The 13,328-nt window shown below is 60.5% G+C and carries 17 protein-coding genes; 7 read left to right on the top strand and 10 right to left on the bottom strand.

Features of this window, described 5'->3' with window-relative positions:
• Nucleotides 1–107: 107 nt before the first annotated feature.
• Nucleotides 108–737 carry a glutathione S-transferase family protein gene (locus AC522E_RS09295; protein WP_500750138.1) on the top strand — a complete coding sequence of 210 codons (630 nt, stop codon included), beginning with the start codon at nucleotides 108–110 and terminating at the stop codon, nucleotides 735–737.
• Between the two features lie 107 nt (nucleotides 738–844).
• On the opposite strand, the gene AC522E_RS09290 is transcribed toward AC522E_RS09295, so the two are convergent.
• Nucleotides 845–1,282, bottom strand: a complete 438-nt coding sequence (locus AC522E_RS09290; protein ID WP_500750137.1) for a PaaI family thioesterase — start codon at nucleotides 1,280–1,282, stop codon at nucleotides 845–847.
• A 51-nt stretch (nucleotides 1,283–1,333) separates the two neighbouring features.
• Between AC522E_RS09290 and AC522E_RS09285 the strand changes: the two genes are divergently transcribed.
• Complete coding sequence (locus AC522E_RS09285; RefSeq protein ID WP_500750136.1) at nucleotides 1,334–1,861, top strand: CoA-binding protein; 528 nt, start codon at nucleotides 1,334–1,336, stop codon at nucleotides 1,859–1,861.
• Nucleotides 1,862–2,039: 178 nt separating this feature from the next.
• Nucleotides 2,040–3,323 carry an O-acetylhomoserine aminocarboxypropyltransferase gene (locus tag AC522E_RS09280; protein ID WP_500750135.1) on the top strand — a complete coding sequence of 428 codons (1,284 nt, stop codon included), beginning with the start codon at nucleotides 2,040–2,042 and terminating at the stop codon, nucleotides 3,321–3,323.
• A gap of 80 nt (nucleotides 3,324–3,403) precedes the next feature.
• Here the strand turns inward: AC522E_RS09280 and AC522E_RS09275 are convergent, their stop codons facing one another.
• On the bottom strand, nucleotides 3,404–4,072 hold the full coding sequence (locus AC522E_RS09275; RefSeq protein WP_500750134.1) for an AAA family ATPase: 669 nt from the start codon (nucleotides 4,070–4,072) through the stop codon (nucleotides 3,404–3,406).
• Nucleotides 4,073–4,372: 300 nt separating this feature from the next.
• Here AC522E_RS09275 and AC522E_RS09270 point away from each other — a divergent pair, with 300 nt between their 5' ends.
• On the top strand, nucleotides 4,373–4,789 hold the full coding sequence (locus tag AC522E_RS09270) for a DUF1236 domain-containing protein (RefSeq protein WP_500750133.1): 417 nt from the start codon (nucleotides 4,373–4,375) through the stop codon (nucleotides 4,787–4,789).
• Between the two features lie 54 nt (nucleotides 4,790–4,843).
• Here the strand turns inward: AC522E_RS09270 and AC522E_RS09265 are convergent, their stop codons facing one another.
• Nucleotides 4,844–5,899 (bottom strand): COX15/CtaA family protein, encoded by a 1,056-nt coding sequence (locus tag AC522E_RS09265; protein ID WP_500750632.1) that lies wholly within the window; start codon nucleotides 5,897–5,899, stop codon nucleotides 4,844–4,846.
• Nucleotides 5,900–6,057: 158 nt separating this feature from the next.
• Here AC522E_RS09265 and AC522E_RS09260 point away from each other — a divergent pair, with 158 nt between their 5' ends.
• A complete protein-coding gene (locus tag AC522E_RS09260) occupies nucleotides 6,058–6,267 on the top strand; it encodes a DUF2842 domain-containing protein (protein ID WP_500750132.1) in 210 nt (69 codons plus the stop codon).
• 8 nt (nucleotides 6,268–6,275) lie between these two features.
• On the opposite strand, the gene AC522E_RS09255 is transcribed toward AC522E_RS09260, so the two are convergent.
• On the bottom strand, nucleotides 6,276–6,467 hold the full coding sequence (locus AC522E_RS09255; protein ID WP_500750131.1) for a hypothetical protein: 192 nt from the start codon (nucleotides 6,465–6,467) through the stop codon (nucleotides 6,276–6,278).
• 140 nt (nucleotides 6,468–6,607) lie between these two features.
• Between AC522E_RS09255 and AC522E_RS09250 the strand changes: the two genes are divergently transcribed.
• Nucleotides 6,608–7,522, top strand: coding sequence for an IS1595 family transposase (locus AC522E_RS09250; protein WP_500750130.1), 915 nt, complete (start codon nucleotides 6,608–6,610; stop codon nucleotides 7,520–7,522).
• A gap of 121 nt (nucleotides 7,523–7,643) precedes the next feature.
• Here the strand turns inward: AC522E_RS09250 and AC522E_RS09245 are convergent, their stop codons facing one another.
• Nucleotides 7,644–8,423: a DUF3800 domain-containing protein gene (locus AC522E_RS09245; RefSeq protein WP_500750129.1), complete on the bottom strand. Its 780-nt coding sequence runs from the start codon at nucleotides 8,421–8,423 to the stop codon at nucleotides 7,644–7,646.
• Between the two features lie 8 nt (nucleotides 8,424–8,431).
• Here AC522E_RS09245 and AC522E_RS09240 point away from each other — a divergent pair, with 8 nt between their 5' ends.
• Nucleotides 8,432–8,605, top strand: a complete 174-nt coding sequence (locus AC522E_RS09240) for a hypothetical protein (RefSeq protein WP_500750128.1) — start codon at nucleotides 8,432–8,434, stop codon at nucleotides 8,603–8,605.
• A 44-nt stretch (nucleotides 8,606–8,649) separates the two neighbouring features.
• On the opposite strand, the gene AC522E_RS09235 is transcribed toward AC522E_RS09240, so the two are convergent.
• From AC522E_RS09235 to AC522E_RS09215, 5 genes are all read right to left on the bottom strand, one after another.
• Nucleotides 8,650–8,931: a hypothetical protein gene (locus AC522E_RS09235; protein WP_500750127.1), complete on the bottom strand. Its 282-nt coding sequence runs from the start codon at nucleotides 8,929–8,931 to the stop codon at nucleotides 8,650–8,652.
• Nucleotides 8,932–9,034: 103 nt separating this feature from the next.
• Nucleotides 9,035–9,385 carry a hypothetical protein gene (locus AC522E_RS09230; protein ID WP_500750126.1) on the bottom strand — a complete coding sequence of 117 codons (351 nt, stop codon included), beginning with the start codon at nucleotides 9,383–9,385 and terminating at the stop codon, nucleotides 9,035–9,037.
• Nucleotides 9,386–9,552: 167 nt separating this feature from the next.
• A complete protein-coding gene (locus AC522E_RS09225) occupies nucleotides 9,553–10,596 on the bottom strand; it encodes a response regulator (RefSeq protein ID WP_500750125.1) in 1,044 nt (347 codons plus the stop codon).
• Between the two features lie 16 nt (nucleotides 10,597–10,612).
• Complete coding sequence (locus AC522E_RS09220) at nucleotides 10,613–12,757, bottom strand: sensor histidine kinase (protein ID WP_500750124.1); 2,145 nt, start codon at nucleotides 12,755–12,757, stop codon at nucleotides 10,613–10,615.
• 2 nt (nucleotides 12,758–12,759) lie between these two features.
• On the bottom strand, nucleotides 12,760–13,266 hold the full coding sequence (locus AC522E_RS09215; RefSeq protein ID WP_500750123.1) for a putative pterin-binding protein: 507 nt from the start codon (nucleotides 13,264–13,266) through the stop codon (nucleotides 12,760–12,762).
• Between the last annotated feature and the right edge of the window lie 62 nt (nucleotides 13,267–13,328).

The raw sequence follows: 13,328 nt of genomic DNA, 5'->3' as shown, positions 1-13,328 counted from the left end.
GCCACACGTGCGGTATCCTAACACCACATTTCTTCCGGAAAGGGCCGTGGCATCGGCTCAATCCTCCGCGTAAGGTCCGATACGGGAATCGAACAGGGATATTTCCTATGGCCGACGAACTTGTCTTCTACACGAATCCGATGTCGCGGGGACGCATTGCGCGGTGGATGCTGGAGGAGGTCGGCCGCCCCTACCGTACCGAAGTTCTGGATTTCGGCACGAGCATGAAGGCCCCCGGCTATCTCGCAACCAACCCGATGGGAAAGGTTCCGGCGATCCGCCATGGCGACACAGTGGTCACGGAGGCGGCTGCGATCTGTGCCTACCTGGCCGATGCCTTTCCGGAGGCAGGGCTTGCACCGCCGCATGGCGACCGCCTGAGGGGCCCATATTATCGCTGGATGTTCTTCGCCGCCGGTCCGCTGGAAGCGGCCTTGAGCAACACGGCTCTTGGATTTCAGGTGCCTGATGAACGCCGGCGAATGATCGGCTACGGTTCCGTTGAGGATGCCGTGAACACCCTGGAATATGCCGTCTCGCAATCGGACTATGTCGCCGGCAACGCCTTTACCGCCGCGGATGTCTATGTCGGGGCGCAGGTCGGTTGGGGAATGATGTTCGGGACCCTGGAGAAGCGCCCCGCTTTCGAGCGTTACTGGCAACGTGTTGCCAACCGCCCCGCCGCCCTTCGCGCACAGCAGATCGACGACGCGCTGGCGCCGAAGAAGCCGTCGTAGGTCTCTCGAATCGATTTGCTCGGCCTGGATGGGAACCATCGTCACTCCGGGCGAGCGAAGCGAGAGCCGGAACTGACAGGGGTGCCCTGAACGCAACGACCCGCTCGTTACCGTCTGTCCGGGATCGAATAGGTCCCGGTGGCATGGCAGACGAGATCCGTGTGGCCGTCTGAACGGATCGAGACCTCCCCGACCGCAAGGCGCTTGCCGAGCTTGAGGAGCCTCGATTCGGCGATGAGCGCCTTCTGATCCGGCTTTCTCAGGAAGTTGAAGTTCAGGCTGGTGGTGACCGCCAGAGCAACGGGGCCGATCTGGGCGAGGATCGCCGCATAAAGCGCGAGATCCGCCAGGCTCATCATGGATGGACCTGAAAGAGTCCCTCCAGGACGCAAATGGCGTTCGTGATAGTCCATGCGCAGACGCGCGAAGGACGGACCGATCTCCTCGACGTGAAAGGTCCGGCCCCCGAAATGGATCTGCGGAAACTCACGGTCGAGGAAGGCACTGAGCTCCTCCCGCGTCATCGCCGGCTTGTGAGATATCATCGACACATTATGCCCATTGAACTGCCCCGCCCTCTCCCATACGGTCCCCCGATGGATCACGACAATTACCAGAACGATTACATTCGCGGCATTCTTCAAAGCGTGAAGGCGATCGCGCTTGTCGGCGCGTCTCAGAATCCGGCCCGTCCGAGCTGGATCGTCATGAAATATCTGCTCGAGCGTGGCTATGACGTCATCCCAATCAATCCCGGGTTCGCAGGGGGAGAGCTGCTTGGGAAGAGGGTCTACGCGACGCTGGCCGATGTGCCCCACCCTCTCGACATGGTTGAGATCTTCCGCAATTCGGAGGCCGCCGGGCCGATCACCGACGAGGCATTGAACCTCGACCCCCTGCCCCAGGTGATCTGGATGCAGCTTTCCGTGCGAAACGACGCGGCAGCCGCCCGGGCCGAAGCAAAGGGCATCAAGGTGGTGATGGACCGCTGCCCCAAGATCGAGTTCGGCCGGCTCTCCGGCGAAATCTCCTGGCAGGGCGTCAATTCGCGAATGCTGAGTGCCAAGAAGCCGGTTCTGGCCGGCAAGGGATTTCAGAAGCTCAGCCTCAACCGGCCGCGCTAGGAACAGCGGTCCCGGACCCGCCAGGCCCAGGCCGCAGGCACCTCTCCAACCAACCGCGTCAGTGCCTCAGGTTGTGCAGGTGACGTGACCGGTAGGCTTGCCGATCCATCTTGACCTGACGAACGGTCCGTTCTTTAAATAGAACAACCGTTGTCCCTCCAGAAAGAAGACCGTCGCCATGACCGATCGCCTGCCAGGATTCGATACGCTTGCCATTCATGCAGGAGCGGCGCCGGATGCCGCAACAGGCGCGAGAGCGACACCCATCTACCAGACGACCTCGTTCGTGTTCGACGACGTGGACCATGCGGCCTCGCTCTTCGGGCTTCAGGCCTTCGGCAACATCTATTCGCGCATCGGCAACCCGACCTGCGCCGTCCTCGAGGAGCGGGTGGCGGCGCTGGAGGGAGGCACCGCCGCGCTGTCCGTTGCCTCGGGCCATGCTGCAGAATTCCTGGTGTTCCACACCCTCCTCCAGCCCGGCGACGAGTTCGTGGCGGCACGCAAGCTCTACGGCGGTTCGATCAACCAGTTCAACCACGCCTACAAGAACTTCGGCTGGAACGTGGTCTGGGCGGATTCCGACGACCCCGCCAGCTTTGAAGCAGCCATCACGCCCAAGACCAAGGCGATCTTCGTCGAATCCATCGCGAACCCCGGCGGCGTGATCGTTGATCTCCAGGCGATTGCGGCGATCGCCAAGAAGCATCGGATCCCGTTCATCGTCGACAATACGATGGCCACTCCCTACCTCATTCGTCCCTTCGAGCATGGCGCCGACATCATCGTGCACTCGGCGACCAAGTTCCTGGGCGGCCACGGCAATTCCGTCGGCGGCATCATCGTCGACGGCGGCTCGTTCAACTTCGCAGGCGACGACCGCTATCCGATGCTGTCCAAGCCGCGTCCCGAATATGGCGGAATGGTGCTGGGCGAGACGTTCGGTAATTTCGGCTTCGCCATCGCCTGCCGCGTGCTGGGCTTGCGTGACCTCGGCCCGGCACTGTCGCCCTTCAACGCTTTCCTCATTCTCACCGGCATCGAGACCCTGCCCCTGCGCATGCAGCGGCATTCGGACAATACCCTGGCGGTCGCCGAGCATCTTGCCGCGCACGACAAGATTTCCTGGGTCAGCTATCCCGGCCTTCGCTCGGACCGCTATCACAACCTCGCCAAGCAGTACTGCCCGAAGGGTGCCGGTGCGGTCTTCACGTTCGGCCTGAAGGGCGGCTACGAGGCAGGCGTGAAACTCGTCTCGAACCTCAAGCTGTTTTCCCACCTTGCCAATATCGGCGACACGCGGTCGCTCGTCATCCACCCGGCCTCGACCACCCACCGGCAGCTGACCGATGCGCAGCGCGTCCAGGCCGGTGCAGGACCCGAAGTGGTTCGCCTGTCGGTCGGCCTCGAGGACAAGGATGACCTGATCGCCGATCTCGACCAGGCTCTCGACGCGGCCTGATGTCCCGGCGGACGTTCCCAATGCGAAAAAGCGGCCCGACGGGCCGCTTTCTTTCATGGGAGCGGCCGGTTCCTCTGAGCTCAGGCTGCGCTCCGCGATCCGCGTCCGGCGCCGCGCACGGCCTTGATCGAGCGATCGATCGCCGTCCACAAACGGCCGAGCTCGTCGGCGGCATATGAGCCGGGATCGAACTCCTCGGCGCCTTCGCCCTCCGCCAGAGCCATCGAGAAATCGGCGCGATGGGTGATCTGACCCGCCCAGACCGGCACCTTCAGGGCGTTGAGCGCTCCCCGCGCATCCGCAACGATGGGAGCTTCATCCCCGCCGCGCTTGGCCGGAGCGCCATTGATGACCGCCGCATAGGGCTTGCGCAGCTCGCGGGCGATGGCGACCGTGTCCTGCACGGCAGCGATATCAAAGAGGCTCGGCCGCGTCGGAATGATCACGAGCGTCGCGTGACGGATGGCTTCGACGACAATGGGAGACTTGTTCGGTGGCGTATCGATCAGCACCCACTCGTAACCTTCGGCCTGCGCGGTCTTGAGGGCCTGAGAGAGGTCGCGTGGTCCGTGCTTGAGAGCAGGGTTTTCCGTTCCACGGATGCGATGCCAGAAGGACAGGGACGCCTGAGGATCGCAGTCGACGAGAAGCGTCTTACGCTCCGGCGTCGCGATATAGGTGGCAAGATGAGCGGCAAGCGTGCTCTTGCCGGAGCCCCCCTTGCGTGACGCAAAAACCAGCACGTTCATGCCTTACTCCCAATCAGTCTTGTTTCTGGGCCCGGCCGAGAAGCCAGGCTTCTCTAACACTGTATCCATTTAACAGATTATTCACCAAGCTCCCAAGACGGAACGACTATTTTCCCTTTGGAAAAGCCTGAACGAGGCTAGTTCGGAGGTTTCACCCGCCGAAATGCTTCCGCCGATAATGTTCCGCTTGAATACTGGAAATTCGCAAAAAAGATTCCAGTGAACCCCAAATGAATGGCGGGAACTGGCGTCATGCCTAGCCGTTAGAACTCCGACTTTCACTGCTAAGGAGTGCTACTCATGTCGAAGAAACTTCTTCTTACCGCTGCTTTTCTTGCCGCCATGGCGCCTGTTGGCGCTTTTGCTCAGACGAATGCTGAGGGTGGTGCCGCGGCCGGCGCCGCAACGGGTGCCGTCGGCGGCGCCATCGTCGGTGGTCCCGTCGGCGCTGCGGTCGGCGGCGTTACCGGAGCCATCGTCGGTGGAATCGTCGGTGACCAGCAGCCGAAGTTCCGCCAGTACGTTGTCACGCAGAGCGTTCCTTCCTACGCCTATCAGCAGGAGGTGCGTGTCGGCACTGTTCTGCCGTCTTCCGGCGTAACCTACTACGAGGTTCCCGCCGAATACGGCGTCAAGGGCTACCGTTATACGGTCGTGAACGACACCCCGGTACTGGTCGAGCCCAGCACCCATCGCGTGGTCCAGATCATCCGCTAAGGATGCCGGACTCGACGCAAGAAGGGCAGCTCCGGCTGCCCTTTTTCTTTGCAGTCAGGCGCTGGCAAGTTCGCCGACGCGGGCATGAACGACAGCCATGCAGAGGACGATCATCGCGAAGACCTGATGCAGGAGGCCGGCCCAGAGCGGCACGACCAGGACGAGCGTGACGATGCCGAGAACCATTTGCCCAAGCCCGAGAGCCGCGAGCGCGACGGCCCTGCGCGCCGCCTTCGAGGCTGGCGCCCGCCGCCATGTCGACCAGGAGTGCCATATCGCAAAGGCCACGATCCCATAGGCGACGATGCGGTGATTGAACTGCACCAGCGCGAGGTTATCGACGAAGTTCTCGATGACGGGCGTGACGCTGAACAGGATCGAGGCCGGCGGAACGAAATTGCCGTCCATCATGGGCCAGGTATTGTAGGTGAGGCCGGCCTTCGAGCCTGCCACCAGTCCGCCAAGGGCGATCTGGAAAAGGACAAGGGCCAGGAGGATCTTGGGCGCAAGACCGGGCTTCGGCTCGGCACCCGGAAGCATGGAACTCTCGTCCCTCAGCCCAGCGGCCACCCAGACGAGGCATGCCAGGATGAGACTTGCCACGCTCAGGTGTAGCGCGAGCTTGATAGGGGCGACAGCCGTCATGCCCGGCTCCAGGCCGGAGGCCACCATGATCCAGCCGACGGCGCCCTGGAGCCCCCCGAGGGCTCCGATTCCGAGCAGGGTCAGCACCAGCCGTCCCTTGATGGTGCCACGCCACCAGAAGAACAGGAGCGGAAGGAAAAAGACGAGGCCGATCAGCCGGCCGAGCTGCCGGTGTCCCCATTCCCAGGCATAGATGAATTTAAATTCGGAGAGCGTCATCCCCTTGTTGACGAGCTCGTACTGCGAGATCTGCCGGTATTTCTCAAACTCGGCGATCCAGGCCTGTTCCGACATGGGAGGGATGGCGCCCGTCACCGGCTTCCATTCGGTGATGGAGAGGCCGGACCCGGTCAGGCGCGTCGCCCCGCCGACGGCCACCATGGCGATGACCAGGGCGGCAAGAACATAAAGCCAGGTGCGAACGGCGAGCAGGTTCCGCGTCGTCGGGAGACCTGAAAGCGCCATGCCTTGCGTCGAGGCTGCGACAGCCATACTCACTCTCACGATGGATTTGGGCTTGAACCCAGGACAGGGCCTGTCACATAGAGGGTGCGGCCGGGAGTGGCAATTCATGCCGGTGACGCACCTTGCGTTCGCCGCCAGTCTGAACGGGGAAGCCGGGTATGGGAATTCGCACGCGCAAATTCATCGGCACGGTGGTGATGCTGGTTTTCGTCGGCTTCTATGCGATCTTCGCCATGGCGGCCGCCGAGGGCAGAATCACGGAAGCGCCCAAGCTCGTGCAGACTCTTGCCTATATCGTCCTCGGCCTGATCTGGATCGTGCCGCTGCTGCCCCTGATCCGCTGGATGGCCAAGCCGGACAAGACCTGATTCCGCGGTCAGGCTCCGCCAATTTCTTCCATCACGATGCCCGTCCCGCCGCAATTGGGGCATGGGCGGTTGCCAATTCGTCCGCTTCCCTTGCATTCGCGGCAGATATTTTCACCGATTCCCGGAGTGCCGGGAGGCGCCTGGTCCCCCGGGTTGAGCCCGGAAGGGGACTTGGTGGGATGCTTCGGAGATTTTGACATCGGCTGCGCTCGCACTGATCTCGTATTCCGTCAACGCCGGAGCGGAGTCCGAGTTGCGCCCGGCCCCTTAAAAGAAAGGGGATTATATACTTTACAAACCACGTGAATGAAGCTACCTTTATTCCTAAGGAGCTAAGTTCATGTCGGTGTTGTCAAAACCCTATTTCCACAACGAGGAAGCGGCGTTCGCCTACCTTGAGGGCATCCTGTGGCCGGAAGGCCCCGTCTGCCCTCACTGTGGATCGATGGGCAAGCACTACGACCTTCGCAAGACGCGCCTTGGCCTCCGCAAGTGTCAGGACTGCCGCAAGCAGTTCACTGTCAAGGTCGGCACTGTCTTTGAAAGCGCCCATATCCCGCTGAACAAGATGCTTCAGGCGGTCTATCTCATGTGCGCTTCAAAGAAGGGCATCAGCGCCCACCAGCTCCATCGGGTCCTTGGCGTGACCTACAAGAGCGCATGGTTCTTGGCGCATCGCATCCGTGAGGCCATGCGAGCCGGGGAGCTGGCGCCCATGGGCGGCAACGGTGGCGTTGTCGAGGCTGACGAGACTTTAATTGGCCGTGAGCCTGGCAAGCCCAAGAAGCGCGCCTATCATCACAAGATGAAGGTTCTGAGCCTCTTGGACCGTGAGACGAAGCAGACCCGCTCCATGGTCGTGGACGATCTTAAGCCCACGACGGTCGTGCCGATCCTAGAGGAGAATATTGCCAACGAAGCCTCCATCATGACCGACGAGGCGGGCCACTATCACCATCTCCGCAAGAGCTTTCCGGAGCACAACGTCGTTCGGCATGGTCAGGGCGAATACGTCAGCCTTGATCGCCCGACCGTCCACACCAACACGATTGAGGGCTACTTCTCGATCTTTAAGAGAGGAATGAAGGGCGTTTATCAGCATTGCGGCAAGCAGCATCTGCACCGCTATCTCGCTGAATTCGATTTCCGATACAACAATCGCTCTGCGCTTGGCTGCGAGGATCAGGAGCGTTCTCAGAAAGCCCTTAGAGGATTTGGTGGAAAACGCCTTACCTATCAAGGGCCTAACGTCTAAGCGCTAAGATCTTGATTTTAAGGCGTGAATCGCATATATAAGAGGCAATCCGATGCTACGGCGGTCGGTACACAGATGGTACATAATCCATCGAGGCGGCGTTAGGCCGCCTTTTGTGTTTCTAGGGCAAGTGCTTAAAGCCATACCCTCTAATCCCGCCTTTGTATGACCTATCGTATTTGTCGTGCACGAGTACCTTCGATACCTCCGAAGTGAAGACGCCAAGATTAACTGGGTGACCCATCTCACTACGAACGTACATATGGCTAGGGTGTGCCAGCAGATCGCAAATCTGCAAGCCTGCGATGTTGTCAGATTTCTTGCGGAATTTGAGTTTGCTTGCTCGAAGAGAGGACTGCATCCTCTTCTCAGACACAAATGAGGAGCCCGCATTTCGCACTCGTTCAAACTCAGCTTGCAGTAGGTCGTCTTTGCCTTGCCTGCTTTCGGGCATTATGTCGCCTATTGTGTTTTTTCTCTCTAAAAACTGGACATACTTCTCGACAAGGATTTCCATGAGATAGTGATACGGATGCGTTTTCTGCCAATGCTTCTGTTTCAACATCCATTCTTTATCGATCAAGGCAGTTATGACGGCGAAGCGGGTGCCAATAAAAACTTCCATGATCTTCTGGTTGAACTTCTCTCTGAAGTCGGGATCGGTTCTGATCCGTTCGAATGGGCCCTTCCCTCCCAAAATCTCGCTGCGATGGAGAATGATGGGCTCATCAGGGTCATGGTCAAAAACCGTAGCCTTGAGATCTGCGATGGCTGGGCTCAAGTGATCGCGAGCATGGCTGAGTTCCATCGCGATCCCTGTTAAACTTAGATAGCGATTGCGATCCTTGTCTAAGCCTGTGAGGCAGTCAGTGCCGACCTCGTCAACGTATAGCCTGTACATGGTGGGTTATGATTGAACCGGAAGAGAAGACACAACTCGATAATTTTAAACAGGCCGCCCGAGAACTCGGCTGTGACGAATCAGAAGAGCGTTTTGAGAGCGCCCTCCGAACCATAGCCAAACAAAAGCCCAAGCCTGAAGAGGGCAAGGACAAGAAACCCACAAAGAAACCCGGCCAGTGAGCCGGGTTTTTCATTGAATGGAGGCTGCAATGCTCCCTTCGGAGCTAAACACCATGCTTCGGCTTGTCGCCGCCGGTTGCGCCAATCCGCAGTTGCTCAATGATCCGAAGCGTTTCCGGCATGTGTCCGGATTTCTTCCCCCGAGAGACGCTGAATTGCTCAGCGATGTTTGCGGCTTGGTCGAACGCCTGATCCACAATCAGGCGCATTTCCGGCCTCATCCGCATCTGGAGCATCATCTGAGTGACCACAAGCTGTAGAGCCATGTTCTCTGCGGCGAGCGAGGAAATCTCACTCATCAGTTTTTCGTATTTGTCTTGATCCATGCGCCCCTCCTGTCCCGGCGATTCAGGAGGAATAATAGCATGTGGTTCGTGAAGTATATAATCGCCAAAAAGAAAAGGCCCGCAAAAGCGGGCCTTCGTCCAATCAGTGGCAGACCGTGCGGCGCCGGGGCTGCCAGCCCCAGCCCGGCACCCACTCGCTGTAGCGGTCGGTGAAGCAGCGCTCCACATAGACCGGGGCCGGCGGCGGGTAATAGGCGGGTGCGGCCTCCTCCACATAGACGGGAGCCGGAGGCGGTGCATAGACCGGAGCTGCATAGGCAGGGCTCTGCGACGCGGCAATCGCGCCGCCGACTGCGAGGCCACCCAACACGCCGAGGGCCGCGGCGGCACCGGGAGACATCCGGTCGCGCGCAGCGGCTGGCTCGATGGAAACTGCACTCGTCACAAGGGCCAGGGCCAGTGCGGAGGCTGAGATCAAACGGGAAATCTTCATGAACGTTACCTTGCGTCACGTAGGGGCTCGCAACATCCCTGCCCCTTTGCCCAAGGTTTAGCCCACGAAACCTCACTGGAACCTGAACGAACCGTGGCAGAGACGTGGCCACGGCTGCTGGCTGACATCGTGGTGACTCGTTCGTAAACGCTTCCGCGCCGGGCCGCTCAGTCCGCTGCCGCCCGCAACGGCACCGACAGCAGGACCCGGATGAGATCCGCCTGACGGTTCGTTTCCGTCTTCCGGAACAGGTTCTTCAGGTGGAAGACCACCGTCGTCTGGGCGACGTCGAGTTCCTCGGCGATCTGGTCGAGCCGCTTCCCGTCAATCAGCATCATGGCAACGCGCGTCTCGGAGGGCGTCAGATTGTAGAGGCGCACAAGCGTGTCGCCGGATACCTTGGTTCGCTGCTCGGTATCGATCAGGAGCAGCACCACCGCCTCGGGGGTCTCTTCGGCCGAGAAGCGCTGCCCGGGGATCAGAACCAGGTAGGGTCGTCCGCCCGATATGCGCTGGAACGAGACGATCTCGTCAAGCGAGGCCTCATGGAATGCTTTTCCGATGCTCTCGTGGAGCTTGGCGTTCTGCTTCGGCACCGCACCTTTGAGGACACCTTGTGAAACGCTCAGCCCGTCATCCTCGGCGAGGATGCGTTCCGCCTCCTTGTTCATGAGACGGACGCCTCCCTTCTCGTCCACCACCACGACGCCGACCAGGAAGCGATCGAAGGCAAAGGTCGCCTTGTACAGCGCCTCGATCGTGCGGCCCCGCGAGGATTTCAGGATTTCCTCCCACACCTCCTCGGCGCGCTGGACCGCACTCTTCTGTACCCGTGCGACCTGATTCAACCGTGCGGCCACCGTGGCGAGGAGGATTTCGTAGTCGATCGGCTTGACCAGGTAATCATCGGCCCCCGCCTGCTTGCCGACGAGCACATCGTTCCGGTCGGCCAGGGCTGTTAGGAAGATGAAGGGAATATCCGACAGCTCGCCCTTTTCGCGCATGGCCTTGAGGACATCATACCCGCCGAGCCCGGGCATCGTGATGTCGCACAGGACGAGGTCAGGCCGGTGTTTCCTGAGAAGATTGAGGGCTTCGCTTCCGTTCGACGCCTGGAGCACGTCGTAATTGGCGGCCTCCAGCTCTTCCGCGATGTCGGTGCGGAGATCGTCCTCGTCCTCGATGCACAAGATGGTTTGACGAGCTTCCATTGTCGTAAAGCCTCTTTCATGCCGCCTGTTGTGATTGGTCGACGTTTGACGCCGGCAGGTCGAACGTAAACAGCGATCCGGCCGCCTCGTAACTTTCCACCTGAATCTCGCCACCATGCAAGTGCATGATTTTCTGAGCGAAATTCAAACCGATTCCCGTCCCTGCGATGCCAGTCGCTGTCCGGGCCCGATAGAAGCGCTGGAAGATCTTGGACAGTTCGTCCGCCGGAATCCCGATACCCCAGTCGCGGATCGAGCAAAAAGCCCGCGACCCGTCCATCCAGATCTTGACCTCCACGACCGGATTGTCGCCGGAATACTTGACCGCGTTCGACAGCAGGTTGATGACGACCTGCTCGATCAGCATGCTGTCGCAATAGACCTGAACCGGCATCGCGGGCACGTCAACGCGGATTTCGGCGTGGGAGCTCAGTTCCCGCTGCCTCTCGCAGATATCCCAGACCAGATCGACGAGATTGCAGGAAGCAGGGTTCAGTTCAATGCGCCCTGCGTCCAGCTTCGCTGCGTTCAGGACGCTTTCCACAAGGCGGGTCAGCCTACTGGTTGCGCTGCGGATCCGCTGGACGCGGATCACGAGTTCGTCCTCGGTGAGTTGCGGGCCCCGCCGAAGAATTCGTTGCGCGCTAGAATCCAGGATGGCAAGCGGCGTCCGGAACTGATGCGACACCATCGAGACGAAGTTGCGGTAGGCGCCCGTCGTCTCGCGCTCTCTGTCCAGCGCCGACTGGAGCGCCTGTGCAGCCTGCTTGTAGCCTGAGATGTCGGTCAGTCGGACGAAAATGGTGCCGCCGTCGACAGTTGCCACCGACAGATGGGCCCAGTGCTCCGCCCGTATCAGGAGATCGAGCTCGATATCTTCGAAGGCATTGCCATGCGCGAGCAACCTCTCGTCGGCGCCTTCGCACATGGCGAAGCACCGGAGGAAGGTCGCGAGCGTCATGTCCTCCGCGCACCAGACCGTCACCGGTTCGGCGGAGCGGATCTGTTCATTGGCGAAGAGAAGCTTTCCTGTCCAGTCGAAGGCGGCAAAGCCGTCCGGTGCGGTCTCGATCGCCGCGATCAGGCGACGTTCCGCCTGCTGGAGAGCGGCGGTGCGCTGCCGTACCTTGATCTCAAGGTCGAAGTTCTGGCGTTCGGCGAGCTTCCTCGCCTCCCATTGCTCGGTGATATCGCGAATGAATGCAATGCCGAGGCGTCGCTCGGCAATGTGCAGCGGGAAGCAGTTGATCTCGAGACACCTCTCCAGCCCATGCGGCGAGCGTCCCACATCCTCGATGATCGCACTTGTGCCTGCGATGGCCTCGGTGAGCGACCTGACGATCCCGGACTTCTCGAAGATCGGATCCAGCGCCTTGAGGTTATGCCCGACGGTGTTGTCGGCGTTGAGTCCGAGCAGCCCCTCCATTCCCGGATTCCAGAGGAGGCAGCTGAGTTGGTCGTCGAAGATGATGATGCCCTGATTGCTGATGTTGTTGATCACGAGGTCCGAGAGCTCCTGCTCCTGGCGGAGAAGGCGCTTGGCCTGCGTCGCCTCGTGAACGCCCTTGAACAGGCGCAGCAGCAGGAACGAGGCGCTCAGGACGATGCCGATGACGAAGGCGAGACCTTCGAAGACAACCCGCAGATACATGGAGCGCTTCAGCGCACCCTGCTCCCGATTGAGGATCATCACCTTGTTGGCGATATCGCGCAGTTCGTAGGCGAGCGTCCGTGCCTGAGCCCGAAGCTGCAGGACAGCCTGGGAAGAAAGATGCTCCTGCAGCAAGGGCTCCGCCAGAGTCAGCTGGAGGTAGGCGGCCTTGAGATCGCTGAGCTGCCCGAATTGCTGCACGAGGTGTCCCTGCGGTCCTTCGAGGAGCACCGAGAGCCGGCTGATCAGGATCGCAATGCGAAAGCCCGGTGCCTCCTCCGGGTCAGCGAAGGTCTCATGCGCGGCTTCCCTGGCAAGGCTTTCGGCGAACAGGCTCGCTTCGAACTGGGTCTGCGTGATCTGCCAGAGATTTGTATGAGTATCCTCTGTCCGAAGGTCGCTCTCGACCTCCATGAGCCGTGCCACGGTGAAGACAAGGCATGCGACCATGCTCGCGATCGCGACGAGGGTGACGAGGGCCGTTCTGTAACTCTTCAAGTTCGCGTTCATCGTCACTCGACATGCAACCGGTTCAACTGCCACACCCAGCGCGACTCATACCTGATGTCGAGCAGGTCCACGTAATCGTCCCGCGGATAGACGAGCCACAACGGCCCCTTGTCGCGGATCGTGAGGGTCCGGCCATCGACCCTCGTGGCGAGAAGCGGCGCGAACTTGAGGTCCTCGAGGGGGATGACGACCCTGTATTCGTTTAGGGCCGAGGCGGTCATCGACGTCCCCTTGGCCCCTACCCTGTCAAGCACCGCCTTGAGGGGAACGCCCTCGAAGACCTGCGCGTGGTCGGCCCAGGCCGACCCCGTTGTAATGGAGGCAGTTCCCAGGGCCTCAAGCATCTCCCGGTCGAATCGGGCCTGCCCTGGCGCATTGGTCTGCTCGATCGCGCCGGTGAGCGTCAGGATGACCGGCCCGTTGGGCGCAGGCAAAGCCTCCGCGGCGCGCAAGGGCGATCCGCAGGCCAAGCCGAACATGGTAAAAAGAAGCAACGCGAACCCGCGCATCGATGCCCCACTCACATAACTTGATAACATAATCACACTTTTTGGGGAAATATTAGCGGAAA

This window comes from Microvirga sp. BF8, from assembly GCF_059888585.1.
This window is presented reverse-complemented; position numbering and strand designations above follow the sequence as displayed.